Genomic DNA, 14123 nt, shown 5'->3' with positions numbered 1-14123 from the left:
TGTCGACCAGACGTTGGAAGAATGTGTGTTTGATGATTGTTATTGTTATATTTAAACTAGAATCTACGCTGACATTATGTATAGGAAAGTATTTGTAGCCGAGCATTCAGAAGACCTCATGGTAAGGCTGCCAGATGAATATTTGCATAAAGGCATTGAAGTAATTGCCTTTGAGCTCGACAGCAATACAGATGAGCTTTATGCTGCTAAAAAGGCCGCCGCGCGAAAAGCAATTCGATTTTTTGATAGCATTCAGGTGGATCTGAGCCATTATAGATTTAACAGGGATGAAGCCAATGAGAGATAAAATCTTTATTGACAGCAACATTGCCTTATATCTGCTAGACTTGCCCGATAGCCCTAAAAAACAGATTGCCTCCTCGATTATCTTCGAATTGCCGTTTATCAGTCCGCAAGTGGTTTTTGAATGCTTTAATGTCTGTCTCCGGAAACTCAGATTAGATCGGGAAAAATCTTTCAGGTTCGTGAATGAGCTTGTTTCAAGTACTTTTATGCAATCTGAAACCGATCATGTGGTCAGCCTCGCATTATATCTTTTTGACAGATACATGCTGCAACCTTTTGACGCCAAGATCATTGCCTCAGCATTGGAAGCAGATTGTACCATACTCTATTCAGAAGATATGCAGAACGGCCTGGTAATTGAAAACAAACTGACCATTATCAATCCTTTTTAGGAAGTTAGAGTTTATACTCTTCAATCTTCCGGTACAAGGTCGCAATGCCGATTTCTAAAAGGCGCGCAGCTTCTGCTTTGTTGCCTTTTGTATAATTCAGGACTTTTTGCACATGTAGCTTCTCCGCGCTTGCAAGTGAAAAGGCAGAGAGATTTTTGGAGCTACTGGTACGTTCTTGCAGCAAATCCGCTGGAAGTGTTTCTGTTCCCAAAACTGGTTCATCTGTGAGAATGACGCTGCGTTCGATGATATTTTTCAGCTCACGGATATTGCCTGTCCAGCGGTTTCTTTGCAGGGCAGCTATAAAATCCGCAGAGAGAGAAGTTATTTTCTTATTTGCTTTCAACGCATAAATACTTGCAAAACCCTTCGCCAACGCTTCTATGTCACCTTTTCGATCTCTCAGCGCTGGAATGTTGACCTGAAAAACGGACAATCTGTAGTATAAATCACTCCTGAAATTACCCGATTCAATCTCCTTAGTGAGGTCGCGGTTGGTTGCCGCGATTACGCGCACATTTACTTTGGTCGGCTGCGTGTCTCCTATCTTGATAAATTCATGAGATTCAAGTACGCGGAGCAGTTTCGCTTGCAGTTCCAACGCAAGCTCACCGATTTCATCAAGGAAAATAGTACCGTTATGTGCTTCTTCAAATAGCCCTTTCTTATCACGTACCGCACTTGTAAAAGCACCAGCCTTATAGCCAAACATTTCGCTTTCGAGGAGTTCTTTTCCAAAAGCGGAACAATTGACAGCCACAAAAGGTTTTTTAGACCGACTGCTTGCCTGGTGAATAGATTGCGCAAAAACCTCCTTACCCGTACCCGTTTCTCCTAATAGCAAGACAGTCGTATCAGTCGGAGCTACTTTTCTGGCCAAGGCGATACTTTGCAGCAGGTTTTCAGACTTCCCTATGATAGAGTCGAACGAGTATTTCTCGCCTACCTGCTTTTCCAGCTGATACACCCGCCTGTTCAGCTCTGCCTTTTCAATAGCACGGTGAACAAGAGGAATAATCTTGTTGTTGTCGTCACCTTTGGTTATGTAATCGAATGCACCATTCTTAATAGCCTGCACACCATCTGGAATATTTCCGTATGCCGTCAACAGGATTACCTCGATGAGTGGATATTTATCCTTGACAGTTGTTATAAAATCCACACCATTCCCGTCCGGCAGCTTTACGTCGCAAAGTAAGATATCAATGTCGGACTGATCGAGCCGCTTCAATCCTGACTTCAGATCACCTGCTTCTAAAACTTCGAATCCTTCAAATGTGACGATCCGTGCGATCAGCCCTCTTAACTTTTCTTCATCATCAATGATGAGTATTTTCTTCATGTTAAACAGAGCTTAGCGGACTTACTCAGGCGTGTTTGTTAGGGTGAAGGCAGCACTGCCAGTAATCGTAAATGATCTTGAGGCGGTTTTTAAGATCTGTGAAACTATCCTCTTTTTTGAAGAAGCCTTGTATGGTGGAATCGTAGGCTGCTTCAATCACCAGGGGATTGTCGGCAGTACTAAGGAAAACGAATGGAATTGACTTTCTTCGCAAAAATTCATTTTCATCAATGCGATTTCTTAGTTCAAGTCCGTTCATTACCGGCATGTTGATATCGCAAATGATGATGAATGGTTGTTCTTGGGTTGTTTCAAGATATAGAAGCGCTTCCAGCCCATTCCCAAAAAAAATAAGCTTATTGGGAAGGTTCAATTCTTCGATTACGCTTTGGATCAGAAACTGATCGTCAACGTCGTCTTCGATAGAAATGATCGGTCCTCTTACTGACATGCCGGATATTTTAAGGCTATTGATGTCGGCAAATATCGCAATTATTCAATCCAATACCAATCCGACATTTCCACCACGCAATGCTTTTAGAAACCAAGCTGCTTATAAGAGAGCAGCTTGGTTTTCTTAAGAAAAGCTAAAATTCAGCATTAGCTATTTTTTGATGATAAGCTTTTGGGTGAACATTAACTCACCGCGTCTTACCCTAACAACATATGTACCATCAATTAGCTTGGAGATATCAAGCTTCTCTCCCTCCCAATTGACGTCAAGGACAGCCCTGCCGTGCTGGTCGTATATGTGCAGTGGGTGTTGCTGCCCATTCTTGTAAACCCCAGGCATAAGCTCCACATCATTGCTGGCTGGGTTAGGGAAGACCGTCATTTCAAGCTCCGGGTATTTCACCTCAAAACCATATACCCGCAAAGCTTTTTTGGTTGTCTGCCCCGCACCTGCACGATGATGAACGGTATGATCCGTCAGATCGACTTCAAATAAAAAGTGAAATTGGAGGTTTGTGACTGGCTCAAAAAAATGACCTTGCGCATCTGAGTCCAACTCCTGATTAGCAGCACCTTTATCCCATAGCTGTGTTTGAAGGGCGACAGCCCCCTCCATTTCGGACGTTTTTAGATAAATCGGATCAGCTTTGGTAATTACTGCGTCTACATTATAAATACCATTTGCCAGGGGGAGTACTCCTTTCGGATTAGAAAAGTGCGACTTTAAGCCCATTTTACTGAATACTACATCTCCATTCGGATCGCGGATTACCAGGTTGTAATCGGCGACAGGTCCTGGTAAGCCGAAGCTATCGAAACACAAAAGACTGAAATTGAAGTTGAGCTCGGGGACAATTGGTTCTCCTTCGGTATGAAACACTGCGCTAACCTCTTTCGTCTCGCATGATTTATCTGAACCTATCGAAGAAACGAACCAACTTATATCCTTATCAAAAGGTAAGTTTTCTAGGGTAAAAGTGCTTCCAGATACTTCGGTGTCAACCAGTGTTGAGCCACCCTCTACTTTTGCAAATAAACGCACATTAGTAACCCCTGGCGGCATTGTCCACGTAAGTTGAACAGAGTTATTGGCTCCCAGCTGCACTCCATTGACATTGTTAGGAATAAGGTTTGACGGGCTGGGTGGAAGAATAAAGTAAAACGCTGATGCTGCAGGTCCAAGCAACCATACACCATCGGAATTCTTGATAGCTCCGCGGACACTGCGAAGGTATGGGCCTGGATAAACTGAAGCATTGCTTATCACAGGAGATTTTGTATCTCCCTCAACTCTATCCATAACAATAAATTTCTGAAATAATGGATCGAAAATGCTATACTGGTAAGCTTTTACGCCCGCAATTGGCTTCCAGGATATCTGTACCCCTGTCCTGCATTTACACACGTAAGCGGATCAAGATCCGGCTTGGGCGCAAGTTCGGCCTTGGTAGTAAAGTGGAACCACTCGGATACTGCCCCCTCTTCCTCATATAAAATAAAAGGAGCGATTGGATTCTTCTTTGGGATAATGGCCCATTTATACTCTTTGTCATTATTGAGCTCCAATAAGTCTGGGATGTGAAGCGTAAAATCAGTGAAGGTGGCTGACGTGTCCTGTGCAAGAGATTGGTATAGCGGATCTTTTACATACAATTGATAGTAGTCCGCACTGTTAGGACTGAGTTTACCAGCCATCAAACGGATATCCTCACCAAATAGCGGAACTTCGGCATAGTTAGCTGGGGAATACAACGGGATTGTCGGCAGATCTGTCTTAAACCAAATCGAATTACTCCATTCTCCATAAATTGTCGGGAAGTTATTCTTCTCCTCATCTGTAAAATTGACAATCATTCCATTTGGTAAAACGTGAACTGCCCATTCGGAGCCAAGCTTTTGTTTCGCAGCTACTTTATAAGTATAACTTTTCTGTTTCGAAAGTGCGAGTTCCGTATTTATAACAAGCTTGTCTTCATCGTAAGGTTCATCTACGGGAATGAGATGCCCGGAGACGGGACTTATATCATCCAGCACATGGATGTCATAACCAGCAGCCCAGGCGTACTTCCAAAGGTGAACAGCGTACTCCATGCTGGGACGATGGCTGCCTGTAATGGCTGCGATACTGTAACTGCCGGGATATGGTCTGTGGCAAAAGGATAAGTTAAAGTCCATTTTTTCTTGTTGAGCAGTGACTCACAAAACTTTGGATCATTTGTTCCAGCACAGTGTCCCCGCGCTCCCGGTCCGTCGGCCAAATGTGAACGAACGAAGTATCTGTGCCCTGGCTCCAAATTAATTAACCCGTAAGTCATACTGGTCATTAACTCGGGCGCCTGGTTGCTCACAAATCTGTAGACAGGTGCTTCACTCTCACTAAACGTGGCACTTTCGCTTACCTCAAAAAGCCGGTAGCTCTCGTACAACGGATACTCTGATTCAACACCAACTTTTACCGGCCAAGGGTATGCCACTGCATCATCTTCCGGCGAATGTGCCAAGGTTGACGCATAATCCGGCAATTCCAGAACCGTTGCCCAAGCATCAAAGAGCGTAATGTGCTCCTTTGATTTGGGACCGTATTGAGGATAGGCGTGCAATGCAGTCATAGTTGCCTGGCGGAACTCTTCGACGCCTGCATTGTACGAAACAGCCCGTGATGCAGCCCAGAGCACACGCAATGCAAGTTCTCTGGGCATTTTATTAACGAAGTAGGTTAAACTACCGGGCTCGTCATTTGTGTATCCAGTAGGGCCTTCTGTTCCGTGCACAAGTAAGTAGTAGAAGAATTGAAGAAAGCCTGCATTATGTTTGGGGCTGGTATTACTCCAGTTCGCTCCATGATAAACAGTCGGCTGATCGTAAAGCTTTGGCTGAGAAAAGTCGGTCATGGGCGTAGAAGGTGATATTTCCTCAAAGAGCGTCCATATACTTTCGGCATCAGGATTTTGCTTTTCGCGCTCCTCATCTTTCTTGATTTCCAAAGCGAAAATATTAGCAAGGCCTGACATGATTGTTCTCGCATCCAAATCCCTCTCTACATCCATTGCAACCGGAAAGTCTCTGCATAACTGTAATGAGAGAGCATAAGTCCTGAATATTTCGTCTCTACACGCCGACGAAGGTTTATATGGATAAAACAGATAAGCATAATTCCCATAATGCCATAATTCCGAGATGTCGCCCGAAGGGTCACCAACTGTATTAGTCAAACCAACCTTCCCAGTTCCGTCCATTCCTAAGTGCTGGAATTTAGTCATGAACCAACTTTTTGCTTTACTTGAATAAGCATGAACACTCACGCCTACCTTCGATTTCAACAGATTTTGATCCTTGCCGTAAAGCTGACTTTGCTGCGGATTTAAGTTTATGAAAGAGGACTGACCATCAGGAGCTAGCGGGTCGTATTCGACCGTTTCAATAAGGCCGCCGGTGGAACAATCAACCAACAAAACCGCGCGTGCGCTATTTGGATCTTCTGTTAATGTTACCTCTTTTGCACTGAATGTTACCGGGCCATTAAACCAGCTTTCAGCCTCTTTGGTAACCGCGCAATCCGCATTGCTGGTGTAAGGCCTCTTGCCTATCCCAACCGCGTAACATGCTGTCATGATCCTCTTGTAAACCGGCGAGCCTACCGGATGCCCGTTCAATACTGCGGCTTTAAGTAGTAATACCCTGAAGTCTGAATAAGTGGTATTTGCATTCAATCCAGGAACCAGCGCATCATAGAAGAGTTTCAGTGCCAGCTCGTAAGTTGCGTGTTTGTCTCCGGGAATGAGGGGCTCTGTGACGAACAAGCCCTTGGAAATATCATCATCAGGATACCCGGTTCTAGCAGTGTTGAGCAAATAAAAAAGGTACTTGCCCACGGCAGAGTTGCGACCCATTGGGTCAAGACCATCTACCCAGAATGTTCCTTTATAAGTACTGGGTAGATCATGTTGCTTCGGATTATCAAAAGGCACGGACACCGGGTAGCCTGCGGGAAATACATCTTCCTTGTCCGGTGCCCAGTTGGGATTCGTAAATTTCCTTTGGGGGTCTTCCCAGTTAACAAATGCCAGACTCAGCACCTGACTTAACACACCCGTGAGATAGAATGCTTCGCTAGCCTTATTCAATTCACCAGGTAAATGCGCAATAGCAAGCTCGTTTGACAACAAATATGCCAGATCAGACCTCGATACCAGCGATATGCCATTCAGAGTTTCAGTATTAAAAGTGACTCTCTCACCAATAATATCCGGTAAGGAGCTCTTTCGAAGTACGATCTCAATAGGCCAATAGCCCTCTTTATCAATCCCATCATGCCCCAGGAAGGTGTGCGTGAATTTTGTAAAACGCTGTGCAATATGCAATGCGCTGGTTCCGTAAGTGGACAGAATGGGGTTGGGCGTTATCGGATTACCTTCCTCATTGAGATTCGATAACAAACCGAACGATCCATTATAAACCGCTGGTGGCGCGCCGGAATTCAAAATGGAAGCAAAAGGGTACTCAATGGCAGTTTCTGTATCGCCATCTTCAATACCTGTGATTTCAATGGGTGCCCAGAGTTCCTTTGCCGGATCCCGTGGTGAACGAAGAGCCAGGCCGGTAGTGTAGTAATTACCAAAGGGTACTGCAGGCTGAGTGGGATCATATTCGTTTTCAATGTACGGCAAATAGGCTGTCAGCCAGACACCCTGCATGCCATAGTACTGGGTAGGTACTTGCACCCAGTAGTTCGTTGAATTATAAAGCACCCCAAATTTGTTCGGTGGTGGTGGCTGCAATGGGTCATAGTTCACTTTCGGGTAAGAAGGCGGCTTGACCGATTCGTCCTGCGCATAGACCGTGCTTATTCCCGAAATTGAGAGCACCAAAAACAAGAAAAGCCGGATTAGGGTAACCGGCACAGCGCACGCCTGCCAGGGAGGGAATCGTAAAATTCTGTTCATAGATGGGGATATATTAAGCTGAAAAACTCAGCCATAATACCCCCGCTTCCAACACTTTGATTTTAGCAACGTACAAACGGCCTCAACCTGGTTATTCACCGGATCGAGGCCTGGTAGTAGTTTGTAGCACGATCGAAATGTAACTATTGAAAACGGAAAGAACTTAGCGAACCTTACAAGTTCATTCCGCCAGATACTTCTATACGTTGTCCATTTACCCAGCGCGACTCGTCCGAACAAAGGAAGGCTACTACCCCACCGATATCATCAGGCTGACCAACCCTGCCAAGCGCAGTGATACTGTTCATGTGATCCTCCAGGCCCGGGTGCGACTCAAAGGCGCGTTTCGTAAAATCGGTGTGAATGATGCCCGGAGCTACTGTATTGGCCGTAATGCCGCGTGCGCCGAGTTCTTTCGCTAGATACCTCGTCAACACTTCCACAGCGCCCTTCATAGATGCGTAAGCGGCGTAGCCTGGATTGGTAAAGCGGGCCAGTCCCGTGGATAGATTGACGATGCGCCCCTGATCTGCAATAAATGGGAGCGCCTTTTGTGTCAGGAAGTAAACCCCTTTGAAATGAACATTCATCAAATCGTCAAAGTCCTGCTCAGAGGTCTTCGCAAATGGAGAATACCTGTCGATACCTGCATTATTGATCAGGAAATCGAAAGTACTGCGTCCCCATTTCTCATTTAATACGCGTGATAAGTTTTCGAAAAACCCGTCGAAAGTTTGGGTATCTGCAGTATTCAATTGCAGTGCTACTGCCTGTTGACCCAATCCTTCGATTTCCGAAACTACATCCAGTGCCTCCTTTTCGCTACTGTTGTAAATAACGATCACATCATTTCCTTTTGCCGCAAGTGATAATGCCATGTTTTTTCCAAGACCACGGCCGGCGCCGGTGACAAGTGCTATTTTGCTATCTGATTTCATCTTTTGTTTTGTTTTAATTGATGAACAAAAGTAAAAGTGTACCAGACAGGAAATTTGCCGCGATCAAATCAAAACTTACGAAATTCAAATGCTGCTCCGGAATGCACGCGGGTTCAGGGTTGTATGTTTCTTGAAAAGGTTGTTGAAATGCGAAGTCTCCTCGAAACCTAGACTGTATGCGATTTCAGACACATTCCAGTCCGTGTGTTTTAACAATATCTTGGATTCCCTGATGATGCGCTCCGTGATCAGCTCGGTGGTCGTTTTTCCGGTAATCTCTTTTAAGACCTTATTGAGATAATTAACGTGGATCGACAGCTGATCAGCGAAGTCTTTCGCCGAGCGGAATGTGAGTTTCTGATGGGGCGGCTCAATGGGAAATTGCCTTTCCAACAACTCCATAAACAAGGAGGAAACCCGCTTGTAGGCATTGGTTTCAGTAAAAAGCGTGGAAGCAGGCTGTAACTTCTGACCAAAATGAATCAGCTCGATTACATAGTTTCGCAGCAAATCGTATTTATAGGTATAATCCGAATTCATCTCCCGGAATATCTTGGAGAAGATCAGGTTTACTTCCTCAATCTGAGGCTCGGTGAGAAAAAAGATCGGGTTGCCACCAGGTTTAAAAACAGGAAGTTCTTTTAATCTGATTCCGCTATTATCCTGCGTCAGAAAATCCTCGGAAAAAATGCAAAACATACCCGCTTGCTGGTCGTCAAGCGGGATGTAGTTATAGGGTATCTGAGGTGTAGCAAACAGTAATGCATTACTCTCAATATCAATTACCTTGTCCGCGTACTCCGCCCGGTTCTTGCCGAGGATCAAACTGATTTTATAGTAAGCACGCCGGTTGTAAGGCATTTGCTGGTGCTTTCCCCCACGGTATAAGTCTTCCGTCCGGAACACATTGAAGTGCCCGATCTCTTTCTGAATCTGCGTCGGAATAAGTTGCGAAGTTTCATTGTAGAATACTTCGAGCGTTGTTGCTTTCTGCATGCCGCAAACTTACGAAAATCAAATCTCTTCCTGATCTCAGGTATATCTTACAAATGCTTCGTCTTCGTAACACCACAGCCAGTTTTCGCCCGGCTCAGCGGAGATCACTACCGGGTGACCCGTCTCATTGAAGTGCTTTGTCATGTGCGTAGCGGGTGAGCTGTCGCAGCAAAGCGTCACGCCACAGGTCTGGCAGGTGCGCAAATGCAACCACCGCCCATCCACTTTCACGCACTCTTCACAAACGTGCTCACGCGGCGTTTTCAACTCCGTTATTTCACTGATATGCTTACAAACCTGGTCCATTATACCTCACTTAAATATTGATGAACAAAACTGATTGACATTGATCCTTCACCTACTGCCGAGGTAACCCGGTTCATCGCGCCGGCACGTACGTCGCCTGCTGCAAATATTCCCGGTGAGCTGGTTTCGAGCAGGTAAGGGTCACGGTCTGCCTTCCATATCTGCTTGAAATTGCTATATCCCTTCATTTCCCGGCCTGTTTCAATGAAGCCTTTGCTGTTTTTAATAATTTCAAGACCTACCCAATCCGTGTACGGCCGCGCACCAATGAAGATAAAAAGTGCATCCGCAGGTACCGTCCGCTGCTCATTTGAGTTCAGATCTACCAGTTTCAGTGATTCAAGCCGGTCACTTCCCGCAGCTTCGACAATTTCCGTACAGCCCAGTACACTGATGTTTTCCGTCCCCCTGATCTGGTCGATCAGGTAGGAAGACATGGAAGAGGTAAGATCATTTTTGCGGACAATAATGAAGACATTTCTCGCAAATTTGGATAAATACATCGCCGCCTGGCCCGCAGAATTGCCGCCACCCAGTACATATACATCCTTATTGCCGCAGGAAGTAGCCTCTGTACTCGCCGCTCCGTAGTAAATCCCTTTTCCTGTAAACTCCTCAATTCCCTGGGTTTCCAGCTTTCTGTAGTCCACACCAGTTGTAATGACAACCGCCTTCGCATTGATCTCGCTGTCGTCGCCAAGTACAATCGTCTTGTATTTATCTTTCAGCTTAATCTCCTTTACTGATTGCGGAGAAAGCATTTCGGTACCAAAACGTGTCGCTTGTGTCACCGCGCGGCGGGTAAGTTCCGCTCCGCTGAGACCCATCGGAAAGCCCAGGTAATTTTCAATACGTGAACTTGTACCTGCCTGTCCGCCAGGTGCTTTTCGCTCGATCAATAAAGTACTTAAACCTTCCGACGCTCCATACACCGAAGCGGCAAGACCCGCAGGACCTGCACCAATGATGATCACATCGTAAATCTGCTGCTTGGTTTTTGCATTCAAACCGATCCGCTCGGCTACTTCAATGAGCGACGGTGTTTTCAGAAGACTCCCGTCTTCAAATATGATAGCCGGAAAATCAACTGGACAAAGGTTGTTGGTGGTCCTGATCTGCTTTCCAAGTTCGTTGGACTCAGCATCAAGCCAGGTATAAGGCACCAGGTTTCCGGCCAGGAAGTCTTTGAGCTCGTGAGATTTAGGTGAGAATTGGTAACCTAACACTTTAATGCCTTTGAAATCGGGACGGTAGTTGGCCTGCCAGTCTCTCAGCAGCTCGTCCAATGCCGGATAAAGCTTTTCCTCTGGCGGATCCCAGGGTTTCATCAGGTAATAATCCAGCTGCACATCATTAATCGCCTTAATCGCGGCTTCGGTATCGGAATAAGCAGTCAACAATACTTTTTTGGCAAATGGAAAAAGTACTTTGGCTTTTTCAAGAAAGTCGACCCCCTGCATTTCGGGCATACGCTGGTCCGAAATAAAGATCGCGATTTCTTCTCCCTTGTTCTGCAGTTCGAGCAAGCTTTCCATTGCTTCGGCCACCGATGTAGTGCTGAGTACCTTGTATTTATCCCGGTAATGGGATTTGAGATCGCGGCTGATAGCCCTTAAAACCTGAGGATCGTCGTCAATTGAAAATATAATGGGCAAACCCATAGTGAAATGTTGTTTATGAATGCAGAAACTAATTTATCCATTAATCGGGAAACAAACCAGAAACTCGGTTTTCCCTGGCTCCGAATGCAAGGTTACTGACCCGTGATGCTGCTTCACAATGCGCATGACCACGTCCAATCCCAGCCCTGTTCCTTTTCCAACGGACTTGGTAGTGAAAAACGGGTCGAATATCTTGGAACGGATCTCTTTGGATATTCCCGGTCCATTATCGCAGATACCCACTTTCACAAACTCCTTATCCAGTGTGGTTACAATGCGCAGCTCAGGCTCAGGCTGCCCTTCCAGTGCGTCAATTGCATTGTCAATGAGGTTGGTCCATACCTGGTTTAGCTCGCCCACCATTGCTTTAATCTTCGGCAAATCAGTGTTGAAGTCTTCAATTACCTTGATATTGCCTTTTTTCAGCTTGTAGTTGAGCATTGTGATCGTATTCCGGATACCGGTATGAATGTCCACAATCTCACGCTCTCCACCCCTGTCCATGTGTGTGAAGGTTTTCACTGATCCTACCAGATCAGCAATGCGCTTGGAGGCTTCCTGGATATCAGCTACCATTCTTTCTGTGGTCAGACTGTTGTTGATCCAAAGCAAAATCGGCGAAAGATCGTCTTTGTTGATCTTGCTTTTCAAATCTTCCAGATCTTCTTCACTGATTCCAAACTCCACCAGGTTATCAGCAATATCCTCGCAGCCGGCAATGTTATTGTCATCGAGCCAGTCAAGTATTTCATCTTCCTTTTCCGACCTTTTCATCATACTGAGTACAGGCCGGTTGGTATTCCCCAGAATGGCGGTCATTTTATTATTGATCACATCCACTTCCTCGGGAGACAAATGAATGGAGATCAGTTTTTTGAAATCGCCGGGCTGCATCAGCAAATGTTTCTTCAATGAGACCGATCCTCTCACAATAGCCGCCGCAGGATTGTTCAGTTCGTGCGCCAGTCCTGCCGACAATTTCCCCAAAGCCATCATTTTTTCATTCTGCTGTTCAAGCTCTGTAAACTCGCGAACGCGGGAAGTCATAACCACTACCAGCGCCTGGGTAAGCTCATAATTATTGACAATAAGCTCGTGCAGCAGCTCCTTCGGGAAGGTCATGATTTGGGTCGCTTCAAGGCATTGTGCAAATGCAACACCTACCTTGCCGCGGGAAAACGGCAGAATGCCCGTGACAGTACCTGGGAGCAATTCTGAAATTGTATGCTTGGAGTTGTTTTGAATGCGGTAAAGTTCAACCCGGCCCGAAAAGAGAATGTGCGTACCATTGAGCGGCTCCTCCGGTTTACCAAGAAATTCACCCTCCTGCAACTCGTAGTGATTGCTCTTATCAATCATCCATTGCAGCTGATCCTCAGGAACATCTGCGAAGACAGGGATAGCCTTCAAGTCCTGAACACTGATATTTTTCATAAATGGGAAGCGTTGTGGTATTTATCAGACCCTAATTACGATATTAATCAGGATTTGACACGAAAATATCAGGTTGAACCTGCTGAAAAGGCCGGTAAAATCAGTCGGCCCTGCGTCAGGCTGCACCTGGCGTTACAATGCGGTTATATATTTTATATTCCGGAATTCCCTGCATGACTTCAACAATGCTCAGCTCCACCCAGTCGCGGTTATTCTGATGTACAAATGCGCCATTACAGCCAGGAAACAGCTTTTGTAGCAGGCCAAGTGATTCTTCTTCAAGGTTGATCTCCTCGTGGCCCAGCTCGCTCACATGATAGTAGCCCCTGCATAAACCAATGGAAGTTTCAAACTCGATCTTCACCAGACTGCCGGAAAGTTCGGGTTGTAACGATTCCAGGACAATCTCTTCTCTCAAATCGTCAGCAGTCCCCAATGTTTCTTCCTGTTCTCCAAGAATGTCTATCACGCTCATAATTCAGTTTTTATAAGTACACCTTAGAGCGATCAAACGCAAAAATTATTCCTGCTATGTGTGAGACAGCGGTATGATTATTGAAATAGCTGCGGTGTTGAACGTGAGAAAGATGCAGTACGAAACTAACATTCACATTGGCACGTCCGGTTGGAGCTATAAGCACTGGGCGAACATCTTTTATCCCCCGGAAGTAAAACCGGGAGATTACCTCTCCTTTTATGCCACACATTTTCGTGTTTCCGAGCTGAACAGCAGCTTTTACAGACTACCCCTGAAAAGCACGGTTAAGAAGTGGATCGATACCGTTCCGGAAGGTTTTCTGTTTTGCCCGAAAATGAGCAGGTACCTCAGTCACCTTAAAAAGCTGCATGATCCCGAGGAGCCTTTGCAGCGCTTTTTCCAGATTTTCGAACCATTCAAAACACATCTCGGACCAATCCTGATCCAGCTTCCTGCTGCCGTCAGGTTTGATGAAGAGGTAGTTACCCATTTGTACGAACTACTTTCGCAAGAATACAGCGACTATCGGTTTGCGATGGAAGTGCGGCACGAATCCTGGTTTTCGGAGGAAAGTATACGTCTGATGCGCCGGCACAAGATCACCCTTGTTATCGCGCAATCCGACAGGTACCCTTATTATGAAGAGCTGACCGCCAAAGATGTTTTCATCCGCTTTCACGGTCCGCGCCAACTATACAGCTCCTCCTACCCTGAGCAGATGATCCGTGACTATGCAGAAAAGCTGGTGGAATGGAAAAATAAGGGGCACAATATTTGGGCATTTTTCAACAATGATGTCAATGGTCACGCGCTGAGAAATGCCGCAATGCTTCAAAGCTGTGTGAATGAACTTTCCTGAATGCTTTAACCTAAA

At 45.6% G+C, this 14123-nt stretch carries 14 protein-coding genes; 3 read left to right on the top strand and 11 right to left on the bottom strand.

All coding sequences use genetic code 11. The features are described 5' to 3' along the window. Positions 1 to 76 precede the first annotated feature (76 nt). Both AC1XTG_RS09270 and AC1XTG_RS09265 read left to right on the top strand, forming a co-directional pair. Positions 77 to 307 carry a hypothetical protein gene (locus tag AC1XTG_RS09270; RefSeq protein ID WP_484841755.1) on the top strand — a complete coding sequence of 77 codons (231 nt, stop codon included), beginning with the start codon at positions 77 to 79 and terminating at the stop codon, positions 305 to 307. Further along, positions 297 to 698 (top strand): PIN domain-containing protein, encoded by a 402-nt coding sequence (locus tag AC1XTG_RS09265; protein WP_484841754.1) that lies wholly within the window; start codon positions 297 to 299, stop codon positions 696 to 698. Before AC1XTG_RS09270 ends, AC1XTG_RS09265 begins: the two co-directional genes overlap by 11 nt. A 4-nt stretch (positions 699 to 702) precedes the next feature. Here AC1XTG_RS09265 and AC1XTG_RS09260 read toward each other — a convergent pair whose 3' ends face one another. From AC1XTG_RS09260 to AC1XTG_RS09210, 11 genes are all read right to left on the bottom strand, one after another. Next, positions 703 to 2040, bottom strand: coding sequence for a sigma-54-dependent transcriptional regulator (locus AC1XTG_RS09260; RefSeq protein ID WP_484841753.1), 1338 nt, complete (start codon positions 2038 to 2040; stop codon positions 703 to 705). A 25-nt stretch (positions 2041 to 2065) separates the two neighbouring features. Next, the gene (locus tag AC1XTG_RS09255) at positions 2066 to 2491 is read right to left on the bottom strand and encodes a response regulator (protein WP_056289418.1); all 426 of its coding nucleotides are present in this window, start codon (positions 2489 to 2491) and stop codon (positions 2066 to 2068) included. Between the two features lie 153 nt (positions 2492 to 2644). Next, entirely contained in the window at positions 2645 to 3793 is a 1149-nt protein-coding gene (locus tag AC1XTG_RS09250) for a T9SS type A sorting domain-containing protein (protein WP_484841752.1), read from the bottom strand. Between the two features lie 50 nt (positions 3794 to 3843). Then, on the bottom strand, positions 3844 to 4584 hold the full coding sequence (locus tag AC1XTG_RS09245; protein ID WP_484841751.1) for a hypothetical protein: 741 nt from the start codon (positions 4582 to 4584) through the stop codon (positions 3844 to 3846). Further along, complete coding sequence (locus AC1XTG_RS09240) at positions 4512 to 7436, bottom strand: gluzincin family metallopeptidase (RefSeq protein WP_484841750.1); 2925 nt, start codon at positions 7434 to 7436, stop codon at positions 4512 to 4514. Before AC1XTG_RS09240 ends, AC1XTG_RS09245 begins: the two co-directional genes overlap by 73 nt. Positions 7437 to 7609: 173 nt before the next feature. Then, positions 7610 to 8374 (bottom strand): SDR family NAD(P)-dependent oxidoreductase, encoded by a 765-nt coding sequence (locus tag AC1XTG_RS09235; protein WP_056289426.1) that lies wholly within the window; start codon positions 8372 to 8374, stop codon positions 7610 to 7612. An 84-nt stretch (positions 8375 to 8458) separates the two neighbouring features. Continuing rightward, positions 8459 to 9370, bottom strand: a complete 912-nt coding sequence (locus AC1XTG_RS09230) for a helix-turn-helix domain-containing protein (protein ID WP_484841749.1) — start codon at positions 9368 to 9370, stop codon at positions 8459 to 8461. Positions 9371 to 9406: 36 nt separating this feature from the next. Then, complete coding sequence (locus tag AC1XTG_RS09225) at positions 9407 to 9676, bottom strand: UBP-type zinc finger domain-containing protein (protein ID WP_056289432.1); 270 nt, start codon at positions 9674 to 9676, stop codon at positions 9407 to 9409. Next, positions 9676 to 11337, bottom strand: coding sequence for an NAD(P)/FAD-dependent oxidoreductase (locus AC1XTG_RS09220; protein ID WP_056289435.1), 1662 nt, complete (start codon positions 11335 to 11337; stop codon positions 9676 to 9678). Before AC1XTG_RS09220 ends, AC1XTG_RS09225 begins: the two co-directional genes overlap by 1 nt. Before the next feature lie 33 nt (positions 11338 to 11370). Continuing rightward, entirely contained in the window at positions 11371 to 12771 is a 1401-nt protein-coding gene (locus tag AC1XTG_RS09215; RefSeq protein WP_056289438.1) for an ATP-binding protein, read from the bottom strand. Positions 12772 to 12886: 115 nt separating this feature from the next. Further along, positions 12887 to 13246, bottom strand: a complete 360-nt coding sequence (locus tag AC1XTG_RS09210; RefSeq protein ID WP_484841748.1) for a hypothetical protein — start codon at positions 13244 to 13246, stop codon at positions 12887 to 12889. 112 nt (positions 13247 to 13358) lie between these two features. Here AC1XTG_RS09210 and AC1XTG_RS09205 point away from each other — a divergent pair, with 112 nt between their 5' ends. Next, positions 13359 to 14108 (top strand): DUF72 domain-containing protein, encoded by a 750-nt coding sequence (locus AC1XTG_RS09205; RefSeq protein ID WP_056290529.1) that lies wholly within the window; start codon positions 13359 to 13361, stop codon positions 14106 to 14108. Positions 14109 to 14123: the final 15 nt, after the last annotated feature.

Source organism: Dyadobacter sp. HNCC25DJ183, assembly GCF_056895175.1.
The sequence above is the reverse complement of the archived record's forward strand: the minus strand, read 5'-3'. Positions and strand labels throughout refer to the sequence as shown.

What these genes read in the sequence shown, in the direction of transcription:
- AC1XTG_RS09270 (WP_484841755.1), top strand. Translation starts at nt 77, where the DNA reads ATGTATAGGAAAGTATTTGTAGCCGAGCATTCAGAAGACCTCATGGTA.
- AC1XTG_RS09265 (WP_484841754.1), top strand. Translation starts at nt 297, where the DNA reads ATGAGAGATAAAATCTTTATTGACAGCAACATTGCCTTATATCTGCTA.
- AC1XTG_RS09260 (WP_484841753.1), bottom strand. Translation starts at nt 2,040, where the DNA reads ATGAAGAAAATACTCATCATTGATGATGAAGAAAAGTTAAGAGGGCTG.
- AC1XTG_RS09255 (WP_056289418.1), bottom strand. Translation starts at nt 2,491, where the DNA reads ATGTCAGTAAGAGGACCGATCATTTCTATCGAAGACGACGTTGACGAT.
- AC1XTG_RS09250 (WP_484841752.1), bottom strand. Translation starts at nt 3,793, where the DNA reads ATGGATAGAGTTGAGGGAGATACAAAATCTCCTGTGATAAGCAATGCT.
- AC1XTG_RS09245 (WP_484841751.1), bottom strand. Translation starts at nt 4,584, where the DNA reads ATGGAGTACGCTGTTCACCTTTGGAAGTACGCCTGGGCTGCTGGTTAT.
- AC1XTG_RS09240 (WP_484841750.1), bottom strand. Translation starts at nt 7,436, where the DNA reads ATGAACAGAATTTTACGATTCCCTCCCTGGCAGGCGTGCGCTGTGCCG.
- AC1XTG_RS09235 (WP_056289426.1), bottom strand. Translation starts at nt 8,374, where the DNA reads ATGAAATCAGATAGCAAAATAGCACTTGTCACCGGCGCCGGCCGTGGT.
- AC1XTG_RS09230 (WP_484841749.1), bottom strand. Translation starts at nt 9,370, where the DNA reads ATGCAGAAAGCAACAACGCTCGAAGTATTCTACAATGAAACTTCGCAA.
- AC1XTG_RS09225 (WP_056289432.1), bottom strand. Translation starts at nt 9,676, where the DNA reads ATGGACCAGGTTTGTAAGCATATCAGTGAAATAACGGAGTTGAAAACG.
- AC1XTG_RS09220 (WP_056289435.1), bottom strand. Translation starts at nt 11,337, where the DNA reads ATGGGTTTGCCCATTATATTTTCAATTGACGACGATCCTCAGGTTTTA.
- AC1XTG_RS09215 (WP_056289438.1), bottom strand. Translation starts at nt 12,771, where the DNA reads ATGAAAAATATCAGTGTTCAGGACTTGAAGGCTATCCCTGTCTTCGCA.
- AC1XTG_RS09210 (WP_484841748.1), bottom strand. Translation starts at nt 13,246, where the DNA reads ATGAGCGTGATAGACATTCTTGGAGAACAGGAAGAAACATTGGGGACT.
- AC1XTG_RS09205 (WP_056290529.1), top strand. Translation starts at nt 13,359, where the DNA reads ATGCAGTACGAAACTAACATTCACATTGGCACGTCCGGTTGGAGCTAT.